The sequence below is a fragment of the Arcticibacter sp. genome, from assembly GCF_045629565.1.
GTDB lineage: Bacteria > Bacteroidota > Bacteroidia > Sphingobacteriales > Sphingobacteriaceae > Arcticibacter.
This window is the reverse complement of sequence record NZ_JAZQRL010000069.1, coordinates 40,303-60,120: the sequence shown is the minus strand read 5'-3', so window position 1 is coordinate 60,120 and position 19,818 is coordinate 40,303. Positions and strand designations below refer to the sequence as shown.

Genomic DNA, 19,818 nt, shown 5'->3' with positions numbered 1-19,818 from the left:
CCCCCACTTTTGTTATTTTTGTCAAATAGCACATCAATCGACGCTCACATTATGGCAAACATACTATTAGTGGAGGACGATACTACCTTCTCTCTCATTCTCGAAAACTTTTTGAAAAAAAAAGGCCATAACGTACAGGTATGCCATACGCTAAAAACCAGTCAAAAATCCCTCGAGCAGAATTCGTATGATCTTCTGTTGCTGGATTACCGCCTTCCTGACGGCAACGGACTGGAGGTAATGACCGCTGCCCGCGAGAAAAATCCCAATATACCGTCGATTATAATGACCAGCTTCCACGATGTGAGAACCGCTGTCAGGGCGATACGCTCAGGCGCATACGATTTCATCACCAAACCCGTCAATCCCGACGAGCTCGAGATGGTTCTCAATGAGGCTTTAAATCGGAGGCAAAGCGCTCCTGCTGCACAAAAGAAAGCAGAAACCTCCACCTTCATACAAGGGAGCAGTCTCGAATCCAAAAAACTCCAGAACTACATTGAACTGGTGGGACCTACAGATATGTCGGTCATCATTCAGGGAGAAAGTGGTACCGGAAAAGAATACGTAGCTAATTCCATCCATAAGGCAAGTAAAAGGGCCGAACGTCCCTTTGTAGCTATAGACTGCGGATCTTTGTCAAGAGAATTGTCTGCAAGCGAATTGTTCGGGCATGTCAAAGGTGCTTTCACCGGGGCTTTACTGGATAAAAAAGGACAATTTGAAGTTGCTGATGGCGGCACCCTGTTCCTCGATGAGATCGGAAACTTAAGCTATGAAGTGCAGATCCAGCTGTTACGTGCCATACAGGAACGCGTGATCCAGCCGATCGGAAGCAACAAACAGATAAAGGTAGACGTCCGGATCATTGCAGCTACCAACGATGATCTGCTCAACAGCGTTTCCCGCGGCGAATTCCGGGAAGATCTCTATCACAGGCTGAACGAATTCAAGATTCATGTCCCGGCACTTCGAAACCGTGAAAGCGACCTGCAGGTGTTTTTATACCACTTTATCCATCTCGCAAATGCCGAGCTCGACAGAAATGTAAAGACCCTTTCAACAGAAGTCGCAACTATTTTTCAGACCTACGACTGGCCCGGCAACCTCCGTGAACTCAAAAACGTGATCAAGCGAATGGTATTGCTAACACGCGGCGAAGAAGCGGGCATCGAGTCCCTGCCGGATGAAATGATCGCCTCCCTCAATCAGGTTCCCAAACCATCAGGCACTGATCTGAAAGCGCTGAACGAGGCCAATGAAAAAGAGCTGATAAAGGAAACACTCAGGAAGGTTCGTTACAATAAAACCCAGGCAGCAAAACTGCTAAATATCGACAGAACTACCCTTTATAATAAAATGGAGAAGTATCAGATCGAATAGATCTCATGCGTAAGCAGCTCCAGTTCTTCCAAAAGCTTGTGTACTCGCTGCTCCAGCTGGTTGTCTATCGGCTTGCCTTTGTGTAAGAGCAGCTCTTCCGAACGGAATCTGGAACCCAGTGACCTCGCACCTAGCTGGGAAGTTCTCCCGGCCAACCGGTGAAGAAGCAGCATCAGCTCTTCCCGATCCTGCGTCTTCAGTGCCTCAAGTACAATGACGGCGTCCTTCCGGTTATCGTCGCAGAAGCGTTCCAGAATCTGCTTTACCATCTCTTCGTCACCAAATGCCATCTTTTCAATCATAGAAAGATCTATAACATCCTGCGGTACTTGTTCTGTCGTTCTGATTTCTGCCGATAACTGGCCTCGAAGTAATCCGGTAAGGTCCGTTTCTCTGAACGGCTTCATCAAAAGAGCATCAAATCCCTGGTCCAGTATAGAAGCCCTTTCTTCCGGAAGTGCCTGCGCTGTTAACGCAACAATCCTGACCCGCTCAGACAACCTCTCCCTCATACGCCGGCAAAGCTCCGTGCCGCTCATTTCCGGCATACGGATATCCATAAGGATAAGAGACAGGTCTTTGGCTATAGGTTCGTCTAATAGCTGAGAAGGCAAACTAAAAGCTTTATACCTTACATGGTACTTGTCGAGTAAGTTACAACATAGCTGCAGGATAAATGGGTCATCATCAACCAGCCACACAAGTCCTGTAAAGGACTGGCTCTCCGTGCGCTGCTGATCTGTAAGCTTCCTGTTTTCTTTCGGAACAGTATAACGCAGATTTAATGTAAAGCTGGTTCCTTCACCCAAAACGCTTTTCACATCAATTGTTCCACCCTGACCTTCCACCAGCGTTTTTACAATACTCAAGCCCAAGCCTGTTCCATTTTCATTCGTCGGGACGTAATCCCCTGCTTGCTCAAACTCCGTAAAAATTCGCTTAATATCTTCTCCGGATATCCCCATTCCCGTATCCGTAACTTCAATGGTGAGATAAGCTTTTCTCTTTACAATCCGGCTGGTCACTGTCAAAGATACCTCCCCCTGCGTGGTAAACTTAACCGCATTACCTACCACGTTTAATAAGATCTGCTTGAGACGGAAAGGGTCTCCTATCAGCAAATGAGATCCGATGACATGGTTGTTCATCCGTATATTCAAACCCTTACGCTCTGCCTGAGGTGTCATAATCGTCACCACTTCATCCATTACCTCGCGGATATTGAATACGCTCCTGTGAAATCTGAATTTGCCCGATACAATCCTGCTATAATCAAGCACCTCATTAACAATGTGGAGCAAATGGATGGACGAATTATATATCGCTTTCAGGTTCTTTTTGTCCACCTTTTCCTGATCCTGAAGCTGCTCGGCATACCCAATAATGGACTGTAGCGGCGTCCTGATCTCGTGGCTCATGCTCGACAGGAACCGCTGCTTAGCCTGACCGTGGTATTCCGCCTCGTCCCTGGCCAGTTCCAGCTCCTCTCGATAGCGGTTACTCTTTCCTATATCTGTTAAGATCATATAAGCAAACACAGCCGTAATAAAAAGGAAGATCAGCATGATCATCTCTATGCGGTTCGCGCTATGGTTTACCACCTCCTGAGCTCTTAAATTACTCACCTCAACCTGATTGATCACATCCTTCTCAACCTGCTGTAAGACATCCAGAATCTGATTAATCAGGATATTTCCCGCATTCGCCAACTCAATTTCCTGAGTAATAAAGCGATCGCTTCGCTCCCGCTGCCTAAGAGCCAGCGTTTTTACCGCGTTCTCCATTTCCTGAACAACGCTGTCTGTATTCACCCTGGCAAGAGTGTCGATGGTAATATTAATCTCTTCCTGGACCACCGCCGCTGTCGTATCCGCCGCTTTTTTCTTGCCGAACAAACGGTTAAAAAATCCGCGGTCCCTTTCCTCCCTCTGAGCCGGGATCGTCGTTGTAGAATGCGTTTGCTCCGTCTTGACGATGGTGCTGTCCATTTCCGAGGAACTGCGACTGATCAACCCAGTCAGCGAATTGATCTGCGAAGAAAAAGCCCTTCCGTTCACCAGGCCTTCTCTCACACGCAGGTAGGTCATGAAAAGGCTGTCACGCTTCTTGAGCAGGCCCTTCATTTTATTGATCTGCTCAATCTGCAACTTATCTCCGCTATATAAACGCTTTAGTGTGTCCATCTTGGAGCGAAGAGAATCCGACTCCTTGATAAACGACTTATAAGATCCCGGATTCTGGAAGCTCTGGCTACGCTGAAACTGATCAAGTTTTGTAATGTCGCGAAACAGCTGATTTACAACTAGGAGCTTTTCATCCGGTGCAGAGACAGACTGTACTGTAGTCAACATCTCTCTGAACGCTACCTTGCTAACCATCCAAGCGAGAACCAGCGCGATAAAGCCCAGCAGAAAGGCGATGATCACCTTTCCCTTTAGCGATTTCGTAAAGGAATTTTTCCGTAGATAGCTCATGCGTTTATGTTAAACTCTGCTTACCCGCTCCGGATGTTTCGCAGCGTAGTCCATGATGATATTCCGAATATAGTCATTAGAAGGGTACAGTTCCAAAAAAGGTGCGACCGCAGCCGCATCAGCAAGATCCAGATCTCTCGAAACATAACCCATTCCGTCAAACCGTCCTTCATTCATTCTAATTACACCCTTTTCCTCATGAGTACGGCCGCTATCGATCAAAAGGAAAGAAGGCAGGGTAGCCTTCATCTCGCTAATCGCTTCTTTTGCCCGTGTATTATAATCAGCCGAAGGTTCAGTACCCCGACAGGCTCCGCGACAAGCTGTACCATCGACCGGCTCTGCGCATATTCCCTTACGCGATACAAAACAAAGATGCGGACAAAGCTCAAACTGATGAATAAGCTTCTGCAATAAGCTATAGCCCTCCGATATTCTATTAAAGCTGTAAAGAGACGCAGCGTTTTTGCGTTTTTTATCAATAACCAGCCTCACATAGCCAAGCTGATCCTCATAGGCATAAAGACCAAAAGCAGGCTCATAACGCTTCATCGCCCGGTTATTAGCCGGCCAAAGACGTTTTATCTCCGCAGCTTCCAGGATCAGTGCCATCAGCTCCGTCCCGCATGTGCGGTAGCTCACAGAAAAAACATTCTTAAGAAATTCCTGCCTTTGTCTGCCAAACTTATTCCCCGTGAAATGCGACAACACACGCTTCTTCACATTCACAGCCTTCCCTACATAAATCACGCTACCCTTACTGTCTTTGAAATAATAAACCCCTGGCGTCTTAGGCAAAGAATCTATGTCGGCTTTACGCAAGTTTGGAGGCAATTGCTGTTCACTCGTTCGCCTGTTCAGAAAGCTGCCGACATGTCCTTCCTGATCATTCGACAGCAGCATACGAAATAACCCGGTGGTCGCTTCCGCATCACCAGCCGCCCTATGCCGGTCTGTTGCAGGAATCTGAAGGCTGTGACAAAGCTTACCGAGACTATACGAAGGCATCCCCGGAAAGATCTTCCTTCCAAGCCGGATGGTACAGAGCTTCTTGCACTGGAGGTCATACCCGGCAAGAGACAGATGATATTTGATGAAGGAGTAATCGAAGTTTACATTATGCGCAACGAAAATGTTCGCACGAAGGATTTCATAAACTTCCGCCGCAATCGCGTGGAAAGGAGGGGCCTGCTGAACCATCTCATTGCTTATTCCCGTCAGCGACTGAATAAAGTAGGGTATCGGTACCCCTGGATTCACCAAAGAGTGGAATCTTCTGACTATCGTTTGGCCATCATACACGACAATGGCGATATCAGTAATGCCATTTGCTGAAGCATGTCCTCCCGTCGTCTCAATATCCACAATTGCGTACATGCACAAAAATACTAAATACTAACATACTTAGCGCATGGCAAACAATCATTTAACAGTTTATGCGTTTGGCATAAACTGTTAAAGCGTATTTTTAGTAGGATCCAGAATCGCGTCCGCCCTTCTGGTAGCCACCTTTGCTGAACGAACCACCACGATCATTGCTAAAGCCGCCAGGTCTGCGTCCACCATTAGGTTTTTCCTCAGCCTGTGTCACTGCGATCGCTCGTCCAAAGATCTCCAATCCATTTAAATCTTCAATAGCTTTTTTCGCCTGCTCATCATCAGGCATTTCAACAAATCCAAAGCCTTTCTTTCTTCCTGTCTCTTTGTCCAGAACAAGTTTTACTGAAGATACTTCGCCGTATTCTTCAAAAGTCTCCCTGATATCATTTTCTTCCAATTTAAAGGGCAGACTAGCAACAAAAATTTTCATCGTAATTAAGTATTTGAGTTAACCGGTATAGGTAAATAGTTATTTAGAGCTGGGGGTATTTTTGATAATTTGATGTTCTTCAGATATGTTTAAATTGTGTTACAATATAGGAAGAATTTCACTGAAAAGAATTTTTTTTTTAAAACACAAAAAAATGCGATAATTAGAGACAATATGCACAATAGCAATCCATTACGTCGGCCAAAATTTCGTTAAAAGTTCGGTTTGAGAACATATTTTTCATAGAATCTAACGATGTGCTCAGCGGCTTCTTCGGCCGTATCTACCAGTCTGTAGAGATTTAAATCATCCGCATTGATATTTTTTTCCTCTAGCATATGATTCTTGACCCAATCCATAAGTGGCCCCCAATAATCCTTCCCTACGAGAACGATGGGAAATCGCGCTATCTTTCCCGTCTGGATCAACGTAATAGCCTCAAACAATTCATCCATTGTCCCGAACCCGCCGGGCAAAACGATGTATCCCTGAGAGTACTTCATAAACATCACCTTACGCACAAAGAAATAGTCGAACTCAAGCAGCTTATCCCGGTCTATATACTTATTATGAAACTGCTCAAACGGAAGTTCAATATTCAAACCTACTGACTTGCCACCCGCCTCATAGGCACCTTTATTGGCCGCTTCCATGATACCAGGCCCTCCGCCCGAAATCACACCATAGCCGCTTTCTGTAAGCAACCGGGCAGTATCCTCGGCTAATTTATAGTATTTGCTGTCCTGCGGTGTTCTCGCCGACCCAAAGATGGACACGCAGGGACCTATCTTTGCCAGCTTCTCAAAGCCATCTACGAACTCAGCCATTATTTTAAATATCTGCCAGGAGTCAGTAACCTTTATTTCCTGCCAATTCTTCGTTTCAAAAGCATTCCTTATTTTATCGTCGTCAATCATCTTCTGGGGTACAGGTTAAAAATCTAAATATACACGCATTCTTCATATTTCATCTCCATCCGTAACTTTGCAGCATGAATTTCTCATCACGCCTGCTCGAAAATGCAGTTAACGAATTTTCCAAGCTTCCCGGTATCGGTCAAAAGACTGCGCTCAGGCTCGTTCTTCACTTACTCAACCAACAAGCGGACGACGTGAATCGTTTTAGTGAATCCATAATCAGGCTGAAAAAAGAGATACAGTATTGCAGGATTTGCGGAAACATTTCAGATGCGGATACCTGTTCCGTATGCAATGCGCCGAAGCGCGACAAGTCACTGATCTGTCTCGTCGAGGATACCCGTGACGTCATGGCCATTGAAAACACGAATCAATACAACGGCGTTTATCATGTACTGGGCGGGCTCATATCGCCGATGGATGGCATAGGCCCTTCTCAGCTGAATATTGGCTCACTGGTAGAGCGTGTACGTGATGGTAACGTTCAGGAAGTCATTCTGGCACTCAGTGCAACTATGGAAGGCGATACTACCATCTTCTATATTTACAAAAAGTTAAAAAATTTCCCCATTAAAGTAAGTACCATTGCCCGTGGAATTGCTTTCGGCGGTGAGATTGAATATGCAGATGAAATCACGCTTGCCCGCTCTATCGCTACACGTGTGCCTTATGGAGTTTAAATAGTCATCAATTAAATAGAATACGTTGAATCTGAAAAATAAAACGGTCATTATCACAGGCGCCTCTTCAGGCATCGGCAAGTCATGTGCGGAGGAATTCGCGCGGCAGGGTGCTAACCTCGTACTGGGCGCCCGCAAATATGTCGATCTTTGCAAAATCGCAGAGCAAATAGAACAGCAATACAGCGTTAATGCTATTGCGGTACAATCCGACGTATCCGTCGAAGCCGATTGCAAACACCTCATTGATCAGGCCCTGCTCAGCTTTGGCCGCATCGACATCCTCATCAACAATGCCGGAATAAGCATGCGGGCACTTTTCAAAGATCTGGACCTTATTGTTATCCGAAACCTGATGGATGTAAATTTCTGGGGAACCGTATACTGCACGAAATATGCAATGCCTGAACTCCTCAAAGCGAAAGGCTCCGTTGTAGGTATCTCCTCTATCGCAGGATACCGCGGGCTCCCGGGCCGTACCGGATATTCTGCCTCCAAATTCGCCATGAACGGCTTCCTTGAGGCCCTTAGAGTAGAAAACCTAAAGACCGGACTGCATGTCATGATAGCGGCTCCAGGCTTTACCGCATCCAACATCCGTAACACAGCCTTGTCGAAAGACGGTGAGCAGCATGGCGAAACCAGCATGGACGAAGGAAAGATGATGAGCTCTGAAGAAGTCGCCAGAACTATTGTCGATGGTGTAGTTAAACGTAAACGTACACTGATCATGACGAGCCAGGGCAAACTTGCTGTCTTAATGAACAAATTAATACCCGCCTGGGTAGACCGAAAGGTCTACGAGCTATTTACCAAAGAGAAAAACGCCTTGATCAGATGATATAGCGACAGAGGGAATCTTACAACTCATCGTCATGCCTGTTTTCTGCTTTCTCCGACGACCCCCCATTAACCAGCTGGATTCTGAGCGCCATATAAGGCTTCCCCGGAAGCTTTATCTTGGACCCTTTCTCATCTATAAACTTATAGTTGTCGAGCATCTTAACGGTGAAGAGCTTATTTACCGGAGTTATAGTCATATTCCAGGTGTCAATAATATCCACTTTAAAGCGCATTCCATTCTTTAACCCGTTATCAGGAAGAACAAAGCTCCAATTCGCCGGCTTCTCTTTCCCAAAATAAAACAGATAGTACTCCCCTATCTTACCCGCCGCATTCAGGATATAATATTGATCAATGGGCGTCAGGCCTTCTTTAGGGCCTGACTCGACGATCTTTTTAAGAAAAGCAATTCGTGAAGGGCTTTTTCCTGTCAGCTTTCCGCCGAATGAAATCCAACCTTCCTTGGTAGCTTCACCATGAGTAGCATAAGCACCGCCGATATAAGCCGACCAGAACCTGAAGGTTAGCTCCTCACCGCTTAACTGTCCCCAGCGTTTCTCTACATTCCCTTCGTAGTTAATCTCGTCATGCACGATAGGCTTTTTATACACGTCCCTTAGAAGCGGCGATACCCCCAGCACACGCACCGCATTGTAATACTGTAAGCTGACATGAGTCACCCAGGGCTTTCCATAGTCATAGAGCCGGTCCGCATTATGAATCGAGCGCAAATGTCCGTAGGGGTCATATTTTTGCACCACCTGGAAATATCGATCCCAATCCTCATCGGTAAGATGCTTCATGAAGCTGTTTTCATTTGCCAGGCTCCACCAGACATTCGGATAAGCGGCAAACCGGGCGATCACATAGCGCAGAAAGCGCTCGTTCGTTTCATTATCCATCTTGTCAAACCCCCATTTCCCGTTGTCATAAGGTCTGAGCAAGATCAGATCAGCTTCAATGCCCAGGTCTGCCAGCTGCCTGACGTTTTCTTCTAATCTTCTAAAATACTCGGGGTTAAACCGCGAAAAATCCCAGTTCTCTTTGGAGTTGCCTAAAAATGGAAATATCTCCATTTTAGCCGGCCCTTCCAGGTAATGACTCTTGTATGGAGGAACCATCAACATTCTGGCCTTATTAAATGGCGATTTCCTAAGCGTTTCAAGCGTTTCCGCCTGCTTCGCTTTTGGCTGAAACGCCCACTCATAAATAGTCGTACCAACAGGATAAAATGCAGTGCTGTCAGCGTACGCGAAATGATACGTATTACGAACACGAACTGGTCCCCGAACATGCTCTTTAGCCGCTTTACATATAAAAGAGCCCTGTTTCCCGTTCAATTCACCTTTATTACTCCTGGTTACATAGGTCCATTCGCCCTCCTCATCCGGCATGAACCGAACCTTGAAAACACCCGCACCATCGTAAAAACCTTCCACCTCGTACTGTTTGCTTCCTTTTTCGAAGCGCGCTTTAAAATCCACGCCAACAAACGGATTTCCCGCCTCGCTGCCGTTCAGAGTCAGTTCAAACATTCCCCACTTTGTAGTGGCCGGCTGCGCGTAACAAATCTGCATGAATGCACAAAGACAGACAGATAATAGGAGGTTTTTCATCACTGGCGTATTTAAATCAGCTTCGCAGTAGTTTTCTTAAGGTCACGGTTTCGGGCGATTTCCTTCCCATCAGCGAAAATCCTCAATCCCTTGCCTTTGCCGTATTTAGATCCGGTCTTGTCCCACAATATAGTCAGGATCTTACCGTGGTAAGCTACCTTATCCAAACAGAACCAGTCCCACTGACCAGCAGGAATTAACGGACTAATTTCCACTACATTATCAGCCCTCGGTTTCAAGCCAACCAGGTCATTGATCACCAGATCAGCAAATCCCGAGTGATTGTAGAATTCACTGCGCGGATCATCGCCTTTTAACCACTCCCCTGTCTTCTCATCCTGATACTCGCCCAGATAGATCTTTCCGCCCAGGGATGGAAACTTATGAGACATCGCATATTTATGAAACTGATCGTAAAATACCTGTTTGGTCATCTTACCACGATGTTTATAGTTGTTCAGCAAATTGGATAGACCTTTCAATGTTTGAGTTGTAGCATAGGGCCATATCGCTCCGTCCCACTCACAGCTGCTACCAGTCCCATGAGTACGGAAAAGCGGATGGCGTCTTTCAGCAGTCGTAAGTCCCCATGGAGCGTCAAATCCGGCTGTATCAATCAGCTGATCCCACTGCTCAGCGTATTTCGCGTCATCCCTTGGCAAATTGAAATACCATGGAATAAACCCGATCGCTTCACGTGCGTCACAAAAGCCTCCTTTTTCATACTGAACCTTAAAAAACTTCGCATCGTCGTCCCACAGCTGTTCATGCACGAGTTTTTCCAATTCCGCCGCTTTCTTACTGTAGATCTTTTTCAGGGTATCGTTCTTGGCTATAGACGACATAGCAACCAGTGCCTTTGCATTCCCATACATATAGCTATTGATGGTAGGTCTTACATTCTTTACCTTCCGTCCACCGCTGATTGACTCCTCCATTGCATCCCTCACGTCATATTGCCAGAACATTTGATTGGGCAGTTGCTTTGCCTGTTCCCAGCGTATATAGTCCTTATGAAGATCAGGAAGCAATTTCTGAATAAATGATTTATCCTGATTAACGAGATAACGATTATATACAGCATCATCTATCCAACTACTGAAGGCATGAAACCGCGATTTAGTATGTACCGGATCTACGTAAAACCAGAACGAAATATAATCCTCCATATAGGCGGGATTAAGCAACCAGCGCCCTTCGTTTATATGATGACCTAGTCCGCTGCTTATCGTATTATGCTTTCCGGCATGGTTAGCGGGCGTAATAAACTCGGTAAACACGTAACCGTCTTCCGTTTTCTTCAGGTGCTTCCGGTAAGCCCACCAACGGAAATAATACACCTTTTGAATGGCCGAATCCGGACAATCAAACAAAGGAATATTACGGGACAACCATTCAAAAGACTCCGCATTGGGAACAAAGTTCTTAACGCCTTCCTTATCCTCGGCGTTGAAGCTCTGAACATATTTGTTTAGCTTTTCCGTGTTCAGCACATAACTCTTTTGAGCAAATGAACGCTGAACAAAACACAAACAGAAAACAACAATGGCAACTGATATTCTAAAATTCATTCTATAACTTTTATATTTCACTTATTCGTCTATCTCTGATTTGGTTTCCACGGATGTTCTTTTGCCTTTATCGAACATCAGCTCCCGCACGAGCTTGCCCTCAACATCCCATTCCGTTGCCGGGCCATGCGCAGATAAGCCCCACCATACAGACTCGGTTCTTTTCTTTCCGTTAGGCCAGTAGTTTGTCCAGACATCCGTTCCGAAAGGCGTATGCTCACGTGTCCACTTCACTTTTCCATCGCGGTTCCAATAACTCTCGGTCCCTTTGATAACGCCATTATTAAAAGTCGCTTCATACTGCCTGGTACCGTCTTCGTAAAACCAGGCCTCCTTGCCATGCAGCACAAAGCCATTTTTGCCCAGCCAGCCACTGGAGGCGATCCTTACTTTTCCGTTCGGATACTTCTCCGTGATTGTTTGAAGCTCCGTGCTCCTTTCGCCTGGAAGGTGGTTTACCTCTCCCGTATAATCAGAAAGAATCCACGCTTCGTTCAATGCAAAATGCATAGACGGTTTTCCTTTAGACGTCATCAAATGAATAACACCATTCTCCGATTGTGTCACTGCAGAATAGCCGACAGTGCCAAATCCGTGCTGCGGCTTCATTCCACCTTTCACTATACCCCGCCAATCGTTATGCTCAGGTGCCATTGCCAGATTCTTGATTTTCCAGGTTTGTCCGTCATCATCAGATAAAGCCACATAAGATCCGCGCTCCTCAATAGCTGCCGGCGGAGGAGTCTTCATCATTCTGATATCCTGATAATCGCCCGCAAAGAACAGTCTACCGCTCTTTAATCTCATGATCGAGGGGCGCTGATTACTTCCCAGGGCAGCAAAAGGGGTCTTGACACTTTCAGTCCAGGTCTTTCCATTATCCGAAGAATAGTTTTTCGGCATATAACCATCGATATCCGAGTTCTTTCCGCCCATGGATAAAATTCGGTTATCTTTCAAAAGAACGAAGGTGGAGTGCCTTCCACTGGTCCTTCCCCGTGTGTCATACCAGGTTTTTCCGTTATCTGAACTAGCCCACAAGAATGATTCGGCTTCCACCCCATCACTACCGAAATAAATGGTGCCATCAGGCCCTCGGAAAGCACTGTTAATAGGCTGGGCAGTGAACGTTCCTACCTCTCCTTTAATAAGAGGTGTTTTCAACTCGCTCCAGGTAGCACCGTTATCTTTTGATGTAGCAAATACAAAAGGAAGATCACCTAAACCCCGGCCACCGCCGAAGAACCACAACGTTCCATTGTCGTTCCACAATAAAGCCGCCTGATCATTTAATGTTGCTCTATCATAAAACAACTCGGTCATATCCCATTGTTCCGCGCCATTTCTCAAACGGGTAACCACCATGGTCGTATTGGTCGCAGCCTCACTTTTCAAGCGTGATGATGAAAATCCAATTAATAAAACGTCGCCGTTCGGACAAGCCACAAACCCGCTGCTGTGAACTTTACCCTGTATGGCATGATGAAGTCCGCTTACCCTGATATCCACCGGCATCGTCAGGTCCGGAGGACTGGCAACTACCTGGCGGGCTTTAAAATACGGCTTGGACATATCTGGCCCCTTGCCAGCAAACGCATTACCTTGTTTAACGCCCTGAAGGGGGAAACTGGCGGTATAAACCAAAGGCTTGCTCTTTGGCAAAGCAGCCTGAACTACCCGGAACCCGACAAAATGCGGACTTAGTCCTGTGCTTCCTGCAGCGGGACAATCCGGTTGCATCGAAGCTCTGTTTGATGCGCGGTAGTAAACAGCGTCTTTCTCAGGATGAAACTCCACAGAAGTCCCCTCCAATTCACTCGTATGAGCAGCACCACCCCTTATAACCCTTGAAAATCCTTTATCATAACCAACAGGGTTAATTTGAGGAGATTCCGGATAATCACCATGCCAGTCATAACACCACTCGGCTACCCCTGAATGCATGTTCTTAATTCCCCAGGGATTGGTATCGTTTGCCGGAAGCTGATCACCTGACCAGAAAATGGTCTGACTGCCACTGCGACAAGCAAACTCCCATTCCGCCTCCGTTGGCAGGCGGTAAGGTTTACCTTCCTTTTTACTTAACCATTCACAAAAAGCAGTTGCTTCATTCCAGCTGATCCCCGAAACATAAGGTTTAAATAACCCTCTGTCTTTATACTCCTTTCTAAACTGGCGGAACTGCTCGATTGTCACTTCCGTTTCGGAGATAAAGAAAGGATAATTAATAGAAACCTGATGAACAGGAAGCTCATCATAATACGGAGCATCTTTGGAATAATCCGTTTTTTTGCCTAGATCGAATTTTGTATTAATGGCACCCATTTTAAATGAGCCAGGCTGAACGGCCACCATCCTCATTCCTAAACTGTTAGAAACAACACGGGACTTATTCCTGGTCGTTTTGTTAGCCTGATTCTTTTGCTCTGTTGTTTGAGCATTCAGACCAACGGAGGTCTGCAGAAACAGTAGCATAAAAGAGGCATAACCTAATAATTGATTCATTTACTTAAGTGTTAGTTAGTTAGCAGCAAGGAAAATACTAAAGACGTATTTTTGTAATCGTTTACATTCAAAGCTAATAACATTTTTTAAAGTGACAATACAGAAACTATTATGTTACACTAGTTTATCGCTTGGAATATCTCACTAGAGATAAGCCTAAGCAATCATTCATTGTGTGATAGACCCGATAATGCGTAAATAAATGAGACTGATTAACGAGACCGTTTATAGATTAGTCCTAGCTTTTTCAGTGTACCTTAACCTATTTCATTAATTTAAGATTTTGGTCAAGTTGAGTCTCTAAACCACTATTGATGGGAGATATATTATACGTAGCTAAATCATTCCAAAAAGGTCTAGAAAACACACTTTTATCACTTGCCTTATTAAAGTTTTTAAGCAATGACGGTTCTACAACCTGATATTCCTTCGCAGATAAGAACTCCGTTTGCATCACGTAAAATTCGTTCATGACTTCATATGGGATGTGACCATATTCGGCTTTCCGCTTGATAGTGCCAGTCACCAGCTGATAAACATTTAACAGATCCTTCGGTGAAAGGTCCTCAATGGGGGCGTGAGAATAGTTTTCGATATAAACATCATGCCTTAATTTCGCTTCTATACCAAGGACTTTTTCTAGCCTAACCGTGTCAGGCAATATATGATCTACATAAAAACTGACAGGTCCACTTTCAGTAGATGCTATATGTCCTACTTCACTTTCCTTTTTTAATAAAAAATATTTTTTGTCTGACACCTTCCGCAAAGTATATTCTGCCATCCTATCCATGAGTTTACCCGGAAATATTTCTGCAATCCGCGGAGCCTGGAAGAAGGTCCACATTTTTTGTCTGTAATCTTCAGTGACAGCTGGATCTTGATAAACACGAAAATCAACTAATCTATATTTTACTTTCCCCTTTTTAAGCGGCACGTAGAACTCAATAATACCATCCGAATAATATTTATGTTTCAGATTAAAAGTTTCGAGTGAACGATAGTATCCCTTAATATATAAAAATTCGGCAGTTGGATTAATAGATATTACTACCTCTTTTAATTGATTTGCACGAGGCTGCAATAAGATAACTTGTTCAGCTCCATTCTTTGAAGCCGTAAAAGCTTTAGATTCGTACGATATATGCTGAACGGATAGGTCTAATGGATTTAGTCCACCCGCTTTCATTTCTGGTATAAGCTCCATCATTCCATTTTTATTGGAAAAACCAATTAAGTTACCATTAACATTAAATACGCTAACCGAAGGGATAGGCAGTTTTGTATCGCTATCTACAAACACCACTTGCGCTAGCAAAAAATGGATGGGAATAAAAAAAAACAGGATTACAAGTTTTACCAGACGTATCATAAGTTTTGATGTTTTAAATTACAGCGATCTTCAAATTATATAGGAAATTAATGGGGTAAGAATTGACACCACCAGCTTTGGGACCTTTGAACCATGTCTTCTGATTGGTATCATACTGGCAATAAGCTCGCCCTTCAGCGATAACTGTTATAACTCCATATTTAGCAGCAAGTATGTTGGGATCTGTCACAACATACTCATAAAGATAATTAACTGTATATTGAGTGTACCGTTTGGATCTATTATGTAGTATACGTCAGAGCCTTGATACACGAAGAAACTTGGCGCCTCTTGCGCGATGATCCTTCCTAGTACAATGATAACAATTAAAGCTAATACTTAATCAATTACTCATTGTCAAAAACTAAGAAACAACTGTTGATTAGTGGAATGAGGGCATCCTGCACGAAATCCATACTCCACCTGACGGATGTTCTCACTGCTCTGCTTGAATTTGCGGGCTTTCCCTTGAACGATGCTCATCAAGATACCCACGATATACGACGGAACCTGCCGTTCCACGAACCACGCCTTTCTTGTCTCCTTTCACCATAACGGTGTTTTCATTTTGAGACAAGATAGAGCGACAGAAAACGCACGACGATGTTTTCGGCCTTGTGTCAATCTTCCGGATTTAGGCAAAATCTGTATTACTATAGTAGATACAGGAATAAGACTTCCTTTATATCAATCCCTATTCAGGCTGATGTTATGCCGTGATGAGTCCGACCTGAAGCTGCAAAAGTCGGACTCATCACGGCATAAAGTGGGCTTGTTATCGCCTGCATATAAACGCTGTAGGAAAGCGCCCCCTAACAAGACCCGAAATAATTTCCTCCACTGCCTTCTTATATCTGAAACATTTTACCATATTTGTAATACAGGTATGAAGACAAATACTATACATAAGCTTTGGTGGTGGCAATTCGGTCAATCGTAAGGGCAAACTGTATATGTATATTTTTATAAAAAGAAAATAAACAGGGTTGCCCGGCAGGCAACCTTTTTTTTGTCCTGCCGGGGGACAGAAAAGACAATCAATGAAACAGATACTCAACCGCTTATTCGAGCACAAAACGTTTAATTCCCGGGAGGCTAAAGAAATTCTTACCAATATCACGACAGGGAAATATAATTCCTCACAGATGGCTGCCTTCATGACAGCCTACTGTATGAGAAGCATGACTGTCGAAGAGCTTCAAGGCTTCAGGGATGCCATGCTCGACCTCTGCCTGGATCCTAAACTTCAGCAATACAAATTGGTTGACCTCTGCGGCACCGGTGGCGATGGTAAAGACACTTTCAACATCTCGACACTGGCCTCTTTTGTTGTAGCGGGAGCTGGTTATCATGTCGCCAAACACGGAAACTACGGTGTGTCGTCCGGTTGCGGATCTTCCAACGTAATGGAGTACCTGGGCTGCAAGTTCAGCAACGATCCGTCTTTCCTGCAAAAAAGCGTTGAACAGGCAGGGATATGTTTCCTCCATGCTCCCCTCTTCCATTCGGCAATGAAGAATGTGGCTCCCATCCGGAAGGAACTGGGCGTAAAAACGTTTTTCAATATGCTGGGACCAATGGTTAATCCGGCGAATCCGGCTTACCAGGTGGTAGGTGTGTTTAGTCTCGAGATAGCACGCCTTTATGCTTACCTGTACCAGAAATCTGATAAACAATATACGATCATTCATGCCCTTGACGGATATGACGAGATCTCGTTAACCGGCAGTTTTAAGACGTTCAGCAACAGTGGTGAACAAATATATACTCTTGAAAAGATAGGCTTCGATAAGATAGATGCTGCTACCATCGGTGGTGGAAGCACAGTTGAAGACTCAGCAAAAATATTTACAGAAGTGATAAACGGTCGGGGAACGGCGGAACAAAGCAATGTGGTGTTGGCGAATGCCGCACTGGCAATTAAAACCATTTGTCCGGAGAAGTCTTTTGCTGACAGCTTTTACGAAGCGGAGGAAGCCCTTCTTTCAAAGAAAGCACTTAAAAGCTTCAACACGTTAATCAACCTTAACTAATGACCGCAAGCGACCATATACCTGTCCGTTCGTTTAAGATCAAAGTCTGCGGAATGAAGGATGCTCAGAACATCCGGGAGGTGGCATCATTGTCACCGGACTACCTGGGGTTCATCTTCTATGCGCCTTCGGCAAGGTACGCTGCTGAGGTTGATCCGGAGCTCTTGAACGACCTTCCGGCTGGCATTAAAAAAACGGGGGTGTTTGTAAATGAGGAAGCTGAACAAATAAAATACTGGATTGAAAAAATGGGGCTGGATGCTGTACAGCTGCATGGATCTGAATCTCCTGCCTTTTGCAGGGAGATGCTCGCGCTAAACGTTGAGGTGATCAAAGCCTTTGGGGTAGACGAGCACTTTGACTTCAATATACTAAACGAATACACCGACAGCGTAGACTACTTCCTCTTCGATACCAAGACTCCCGCCCATGGCGGATCGGGCAAGTTGTTCGACTGGACGCTCCTGCAGCAAAACAAAACGACAAAACCGTTCTTCTTAAGCGGTGGGATAGATACAGGACAGCTGGACGAAATACGGCAGATCGACGACAGTCGTTTATATGCCATAGATGTGAACAGCAAATTTGAAATATCCCCCGGAATAAAGGACTACACAAAATTAGAAGCGATATTTAAAAAGATATTATGAGCTATCAAGTAAATGAAAAAGGCTATTACGGCGTGTTCGGCGGAGCTTACATCCCCGAAATGCTGTATCCGAATGTCAAGGAACTAAGAGAAAAATATCTGGAATATATTCAGGATCCGAAATTTCAGGAGGAATATCTCCAACTGTTGAAAGACTACGTAGGACGCCCTTCTCCTCTTTATCTGGCGGAGCGCTTGTCGGCGAAATACGGTGCGAAAATTTACCTGAAGCGTGAGGACCTGAACCATACGGGTGCGCACAAAATCAACAATACGGTGGGTCAGATCCTTCTTGCTGAACGCCTGGGTAAAAAGCGGATCATCGCTGAAACAGGTGCAGGACAGCATGGTGTGGCAACGGCAACGGTATGTGCGCTTAAAGGCTTGGAGTGCATCGTCTATATGGGTGCGGTCGACATTGAGCGTCAGGCACCTAACGTGGCACGCATGAAGATGATGGGTGCTACGGTGATCCCGGCAACTTCGGGAAGCCAGACGCTGAAAGATGCTACGAATGAGGCTTTGCGCGACTGGATCAACAACCCTACGGATACGCATTACATCATCGGGTCTGTGGTAGGGCCGCATCCTTACCCGGATATGGTTGCTCGTTTTCAGTCGATCATTTCTGAAGAAACGAAATGGCAGCTGCTGGAGAAGACAGGAACCTCGAGTCCGGATTACGTTCTTGCCTGCGTAGGCGGGGGTAGTAATGCAATGGGTATGTTCTATCACTTTCTGGACGATGAGCACGCGAAGCTGATCGCTATAGAAGCTGCGGGAAAGGGAGTTAACACCGGTGAGTCGGCTGCAACAACTTTGCTTGGAAAAGAAGGCGTACTTCATGGCAGCCGTTCGATAGTGATGCAGACGGAAGACGGACAAGTGGTTGAGCCTTACTCTATTTCTGCCGGTCTGGATTATCCGGGCATCGGGCCTCAGCATGCTCACCTTCATACTTCCAAGCGTGCACTTTATGTGAGCATAACGGATGATGAGGCTATGCAGGCTGGCTTGGAACTGGCTAAGCTCGAGGGTATTATTCCGGCTATTGAAAGCTCGCATGCGCTGGCCTACCTCTCTAAAATGGAATTTAAAGGCGATGAAACGGTTGTGGTTTGCCTATCGGGCAGAGGCGACAAGGATCTGAGTACATATATGACCTATTTCGGACTATAATGAATAGAATAAACAAGCTTTTTGAACAAAAGAACAAATCAGTATTATCTATCTATTTCACGGCAGGTTATCCTGCTTTAAATGATACGCTTGATATTGCCGAGGCTCTCGAAAAGGCGGGAGCGGACTTCCTGGAGATAGGTATCCCCTATTCAGATCCTTTGGCAGACGGCCCGGTGATCCAAAAGAGTTCCTTAGCGGCGATCAACAATGGAATGACCATTAAGGTATTACTGGAGCAGCTTAAGGATCTGCGTAAGCGCGTCAGCATTCCCGTCTTTCTGATGGGATACTTCAATCCGGTGTTGCAATACGGGGTGGAGCGTTTCTGTGAGGCTTGCGCCGAGGTGGGTGTCGACGGAATGATCATCCCCGACCTGCCGATGTACGAATACGAAGAGCTTTACCAGGATTGCTTCAAAAAACATAACCTGAGTAATGTGTTCCTGATCACCCCGCAAACTTCTGATGAGCGGATTCGCCATATTGATGAGCTGACCAACGGCTTTATCTACTTGTTGTCTTCCGCTTCGACTACGGGTAAGAATCTGGATCTTTCTGCAAAGACAGATGAGTACTTCAGCAGGATCAAAAATATGAACCTGAAGAATCCGGCCATTGTTGGCTTCGGCATTTCAGACCATGCGAGCTTCAGCAAAGCGAGCGAATATGCGAGCGGTGCGATCGTGGGAACGGCCTTCGTCAGACAGCTTGAATCAGAAAACTACCGGGAAAAGATTCCGGCATTTATTCAGTCACTGAAGAATCCGGCCTGATAAACTGATA

The 19,818-nt window shown here is 45.3% G+C and carries 15 protein-coding genes; 7 read left to right on the top strand and 8 right to left on the bottom strand.

Annotated elements, in window-relative coordinates; genetic code table 11:
* Positions 1 to 51: 51 nt before the first annotated feature.
* Positions 52 to 1,383, top strand: a complete 1,332-nt coding sequence (locus tag ACKI5J_RS09195) for a sigma-54-dependent transcriptional regulator (protein WP_407428748.1) — start codon at positions 52 to 54, stop codon at positions 1,381 to 1,383.
* Here the strand turns inward: ACKI5J_RS09195 and ACKI5J_RS09190 are convergent.
* From ACKI5J_RS09190 to ACKI5J_RS09175, 4 genes are all read right to left on the bottom strand, one after another.
* Positions 1,371 to 3,857: an ATP-binding protein gene (locus ACKI5J_RS09190; RefSeq protein WP_407428746.1), complete on the bottom strand. Its 2,487-nt coding sequence runs from the start codon at positions 3,855 to 3,857 to the stop codon at positions 1,371 to 1,373. The two genes, ACKI5J_RS09195 and ACKI5J_RS09190, sit on opposite strands and share 13 nt — an antisense overlap.
* A gap of 9 nt (positions 3,858 to 3,866) precedes the next feature.
* Positions 3,867 to 5,234, bottom strand: a complete 1,368-nt coding sequence (locus ACKI5J_RS09185; protein WP_407428744.1) for an exonuclease domain-containing protein — start codon at positions 5,232 to 5,234, stop codon at positions 3,867 to 3,869.
* 91 nt (positions 5,235 to 5,325) lie between these two features.
* Positions 5,326 to 5,667 (bottom strand): RNA recognition motif domain-containing protein, encoded by a 342-nt coding sequence (locus ACKI5J_RS09180; protein ID WP_407428742.1) that lies wholly within the window; start codon positions 5,665 to 5,667, stop codon positions 5,326 to 5,328.
* A gap of 212 nt (positions 5,668 to 5,879) precedes the next feature.
* Positions 5,880 to 6,584 (bottom strand): TIGR00730 family Rossman fold protein, encoded by a 705-nt coding sequence (locus tag ACKI5J_RS09175; protein ID WP_407428740.1) that lies wholly within the window; start codon positions 6,582 to 6,584, stop codon positions 5,880 to 5,882.
* A gap of 74 nt (positions 6,585 to 6,658) precedes the next feature.
* Here ACKI5J_RS09175 and recR point away from each other — a divergent pair, with 74 nt between their 5' ends.
* Both recR and ACKI5J_RS09165 read left to right on the top strand, forming a co-directional pair.
* On the top strand, positions 6,659 to 7,264 hold the full coding sequence (gene recR / locus ACKI5J_RS09170) for a recombination mediator RecR (protein ID WP_407428738.1): 606 nt from the start codon (positions 6,659 to 6,661) through the stop codon (positions 7,262 to 7,264).
* A gap of 25 nt (positions 7,265 to 7,289) precedes the next feature.
* Positions 7,290 to 8,105: an SDR family oxidoreductase gene (locus tag ACKI5J_RS09165; protein ID WP_407428736.1), complete on the top strand. Its 816-nt coding sequence runs from the start codon at positions 7,290 to 7,292 to the stop codon at positions 8,103 to 8,105.
* Positions 8,106 to 8,124: 19 nt separating this feature from the next.
* Here ACKI5J_RS09165 and ACKI5J_RS09160 read toward each other — a convergent pair whose 3' ends face one another.
* The 4 genes from ACKI5J_RS09160 to ACKI5J_RS09145 all read right to left on the bottom strand — a co-directional run bounded on the left by ACKI5J_RS09160 (position 8,125) and on the right by ACKI5J_RS09145 (position 15,171).
* Positions 8,125 to 9,723 (bottom strand): DUF5060 domain-containing protein, encoded by a 1,599-nt coding sequence (locus ACKI5J_RS09160; protein WP_407428734.1) that lies wholly within the window; start codon positions 9,721 to 9,723, stop codon positions 8,125 to 8,127.
* An 11-nt stretch (positions 9,724 to 9,734) separates the two neighbouring features.
* Positions 9,735 to 11,294 (bottom strand): MGH1-like glycoside hydrolase domain-containing protein, encoded by a 1,560-nt coding sequence (locus tag ACKI5J_RS09155; RefSeq protein WP_407428732.1) that lies wholly within the window; start codon positions 11,292 to 11,294, stop codon positions 9,735 to 9,737.
* A 21-nt stretch (positions 11,295 to 11,315) separates the two neighbouring features.
* Positions 11,316 to 13,799 (bottom strand): SUMF1/EgtB/PvdO family nonheme iron enzyme, encoded by a 2,484-nt coding sequence (locus ACKI5J_RS09150; RefSeq protein WP_407428730.1) that lies wholly within the window; start codon positions 13,797 to 13,799, stop codon positions 11,316 to 11,318.
* A gap of 262 nt (positions 13,800 to 14,061) precedes the next feature.
* Positions 14,062 to 15,171, bottom strand: coding sequence for a hypothetical protein (locus ACKI5J_RS09145; protein ID WP_407428728.1), 1,110 nt, complete (start codon positions 15,169 to 15,171; stop codon positions 14,062 to 14,064).
* A gap of 1,040 nt (positions 15,172 to 16,211) precedes the next feature.
* On the opposite strand from ACKI5J_RS09145, the gene trpD reads away from it, so the two are divergent.
* Genes trpD through trpA form a run of 4 tightly spaced genes read left to right on the top strand, consistent with a single transcriptional unit; the run spans position 16,212 to position 19,808 of the window.
* A complete protein-coding gene (trpD, locus tag ACKI5J_RS09140; protein ID WP_407428726.1) occupies positions 16,212 to 17,204 on the top strand; it encodes an anthranilate phosphoribosyltransferase in 993 nt (330 codons plus the stop codon).
* Positions 17,204 to 17,854, top strand: a complete 651-nt coding sequence (locus tag ACKI5J_RS09135) for a phosphoribosylanthranilate isomerase (RefSeq protein WP_407428724.1) — start codon at positions 17,204 to 17,206, stop codon at positions 17,852 to 17,854. The genes trpD and ACKI5J_RS09135 overlap by 1 nt, the downstream gene beginning before the upstream one ends.
* Positions 17,851 to 19,032 carry a tryptophan synthase subunit beta gene (gene trpB / locus ACKI5J_RS09130; protein ID WP_181276782.1) on the top strand — a complete coding sequence of 394 codons (1,182 nt, stop codon included), beginning with the start codon at positions 17,851 to 17,853 and terminating at the stop codon, positions 19,030 to 19,032. The genes ACKI5J_RS09135 and trpB overlap by 4 nt, the downstream gene beginning before the upstream one ends.
* The gene (gene trpA, locus ACKI5J_RS09125; RefSeq protein ID WP_407428722.1) at positions 19,032 to 19,808 is read left to right on the top strand and encodes a tryptophan synthase subunit alpha; all 777 of its coding nucleotides are present in this window, start codon (positions 19,032 to 19,034) and stop codon (positions 19,806 to 19,808) included. Before trpB ends, trpA begins: the two co-directional genes overlap by 1 nt.
* Positions 19,809 to 19,818 lie beyond the last annotated feature (10 nt).

Coding starts and splice junctions, on each gene's coding strand:
- ACKI5J_RS09195 (WP_407428748.1), top strand. CDS start 52: ATGGCAAACATACTATTAGTGGAGGACGATACTACCTTCTCTCTCATT.
- ACKI5J_RS09190 (WP_407428746.1), bottom strand. CDS start 3,857: ATGAGCTATCTACGGAAAAATTCCTTTACGAAATCGCTAAAGGGAAAG.
- ACKI5J_RS09185 (WP_407428744.1), bottom strand. CDS start 5,234: ATGTACGCAATTGTGGATATTGAGACGACGGGAGGACATGCTTCAGCA.
- ACKI5J_RS09180 (WP_407428742.1), bottom strand. CDS start 5,667: ATGAAAATTTTTGTTGCTAGTCTGCCCTTTAAATTGGAAGAAAATGAT.
- ACKI5J_RS09175 (WP_407428740.1), bottom strand. CDS start 6,584: ATGATTGACGACGATAAAATAAGGAATGCTTTTGAAACGAAGAATTGG.
- recR (WP_407428738.1), top strand. CDS start 6,659: ATGAATTTCTCATCACGCCTGCTCGAAAATGCAGTTAACGAATTTTCC.
- ACKI5J_RS09160 (WP_407428734.1), bottom strand. CDS start 9,723: ATGAAAAACCTCCTATTATCTGTCTGTCTTTGTGCATTCATGCAGATT.
- ACKI5J_RS09155 (WP_407428732.1), bottom strand. CDS start 11,294: ATGAATTTTAGAATATCAGTTGCCATTGTTGTTTTCTGTTTGTGTTTT.
- ACKI5J_RS09150 (WP_407428730.1), bottom strand. CDS start 13,799: ATGAATCAATTATTAGGTTATGCCTCTTTTATGCTACTGTTTCTGCAG.
- ACKI5J_RS09145 (WP_407428728.1), bottom strand. CDS start 15,171: ATGATACGTCTGGTAAAACTTGTAATCCTGTTTTTTTTTATTCCCATC.
- trpD (WP_407428726.1), top strand. CDS start 16,212: ATGAAACAGATACTCAACCGCTTATTCGAGCACAAAACGTTTAATTCC.
- ACKI5J_RS09135 (WP_407428724.1), top strand. CDS start 17,204: ATGACCGCAAGCGACCATATACCTGTCCGTTCGTTTAAGATCAAAGTC.
- trpB (WP_181276782.1), top strand. CDS start 17,851: ATGAGCTATCAAGTAAATGAAAAAGGCTATTACGGCGTGTTCGGCGGA.
- trpA (WP_407428722.1), top strand. CDS start 19,032: ATGAATAGAATAAACAAGCTTTTTGAACAAAAGAACAAATCAGTATTA.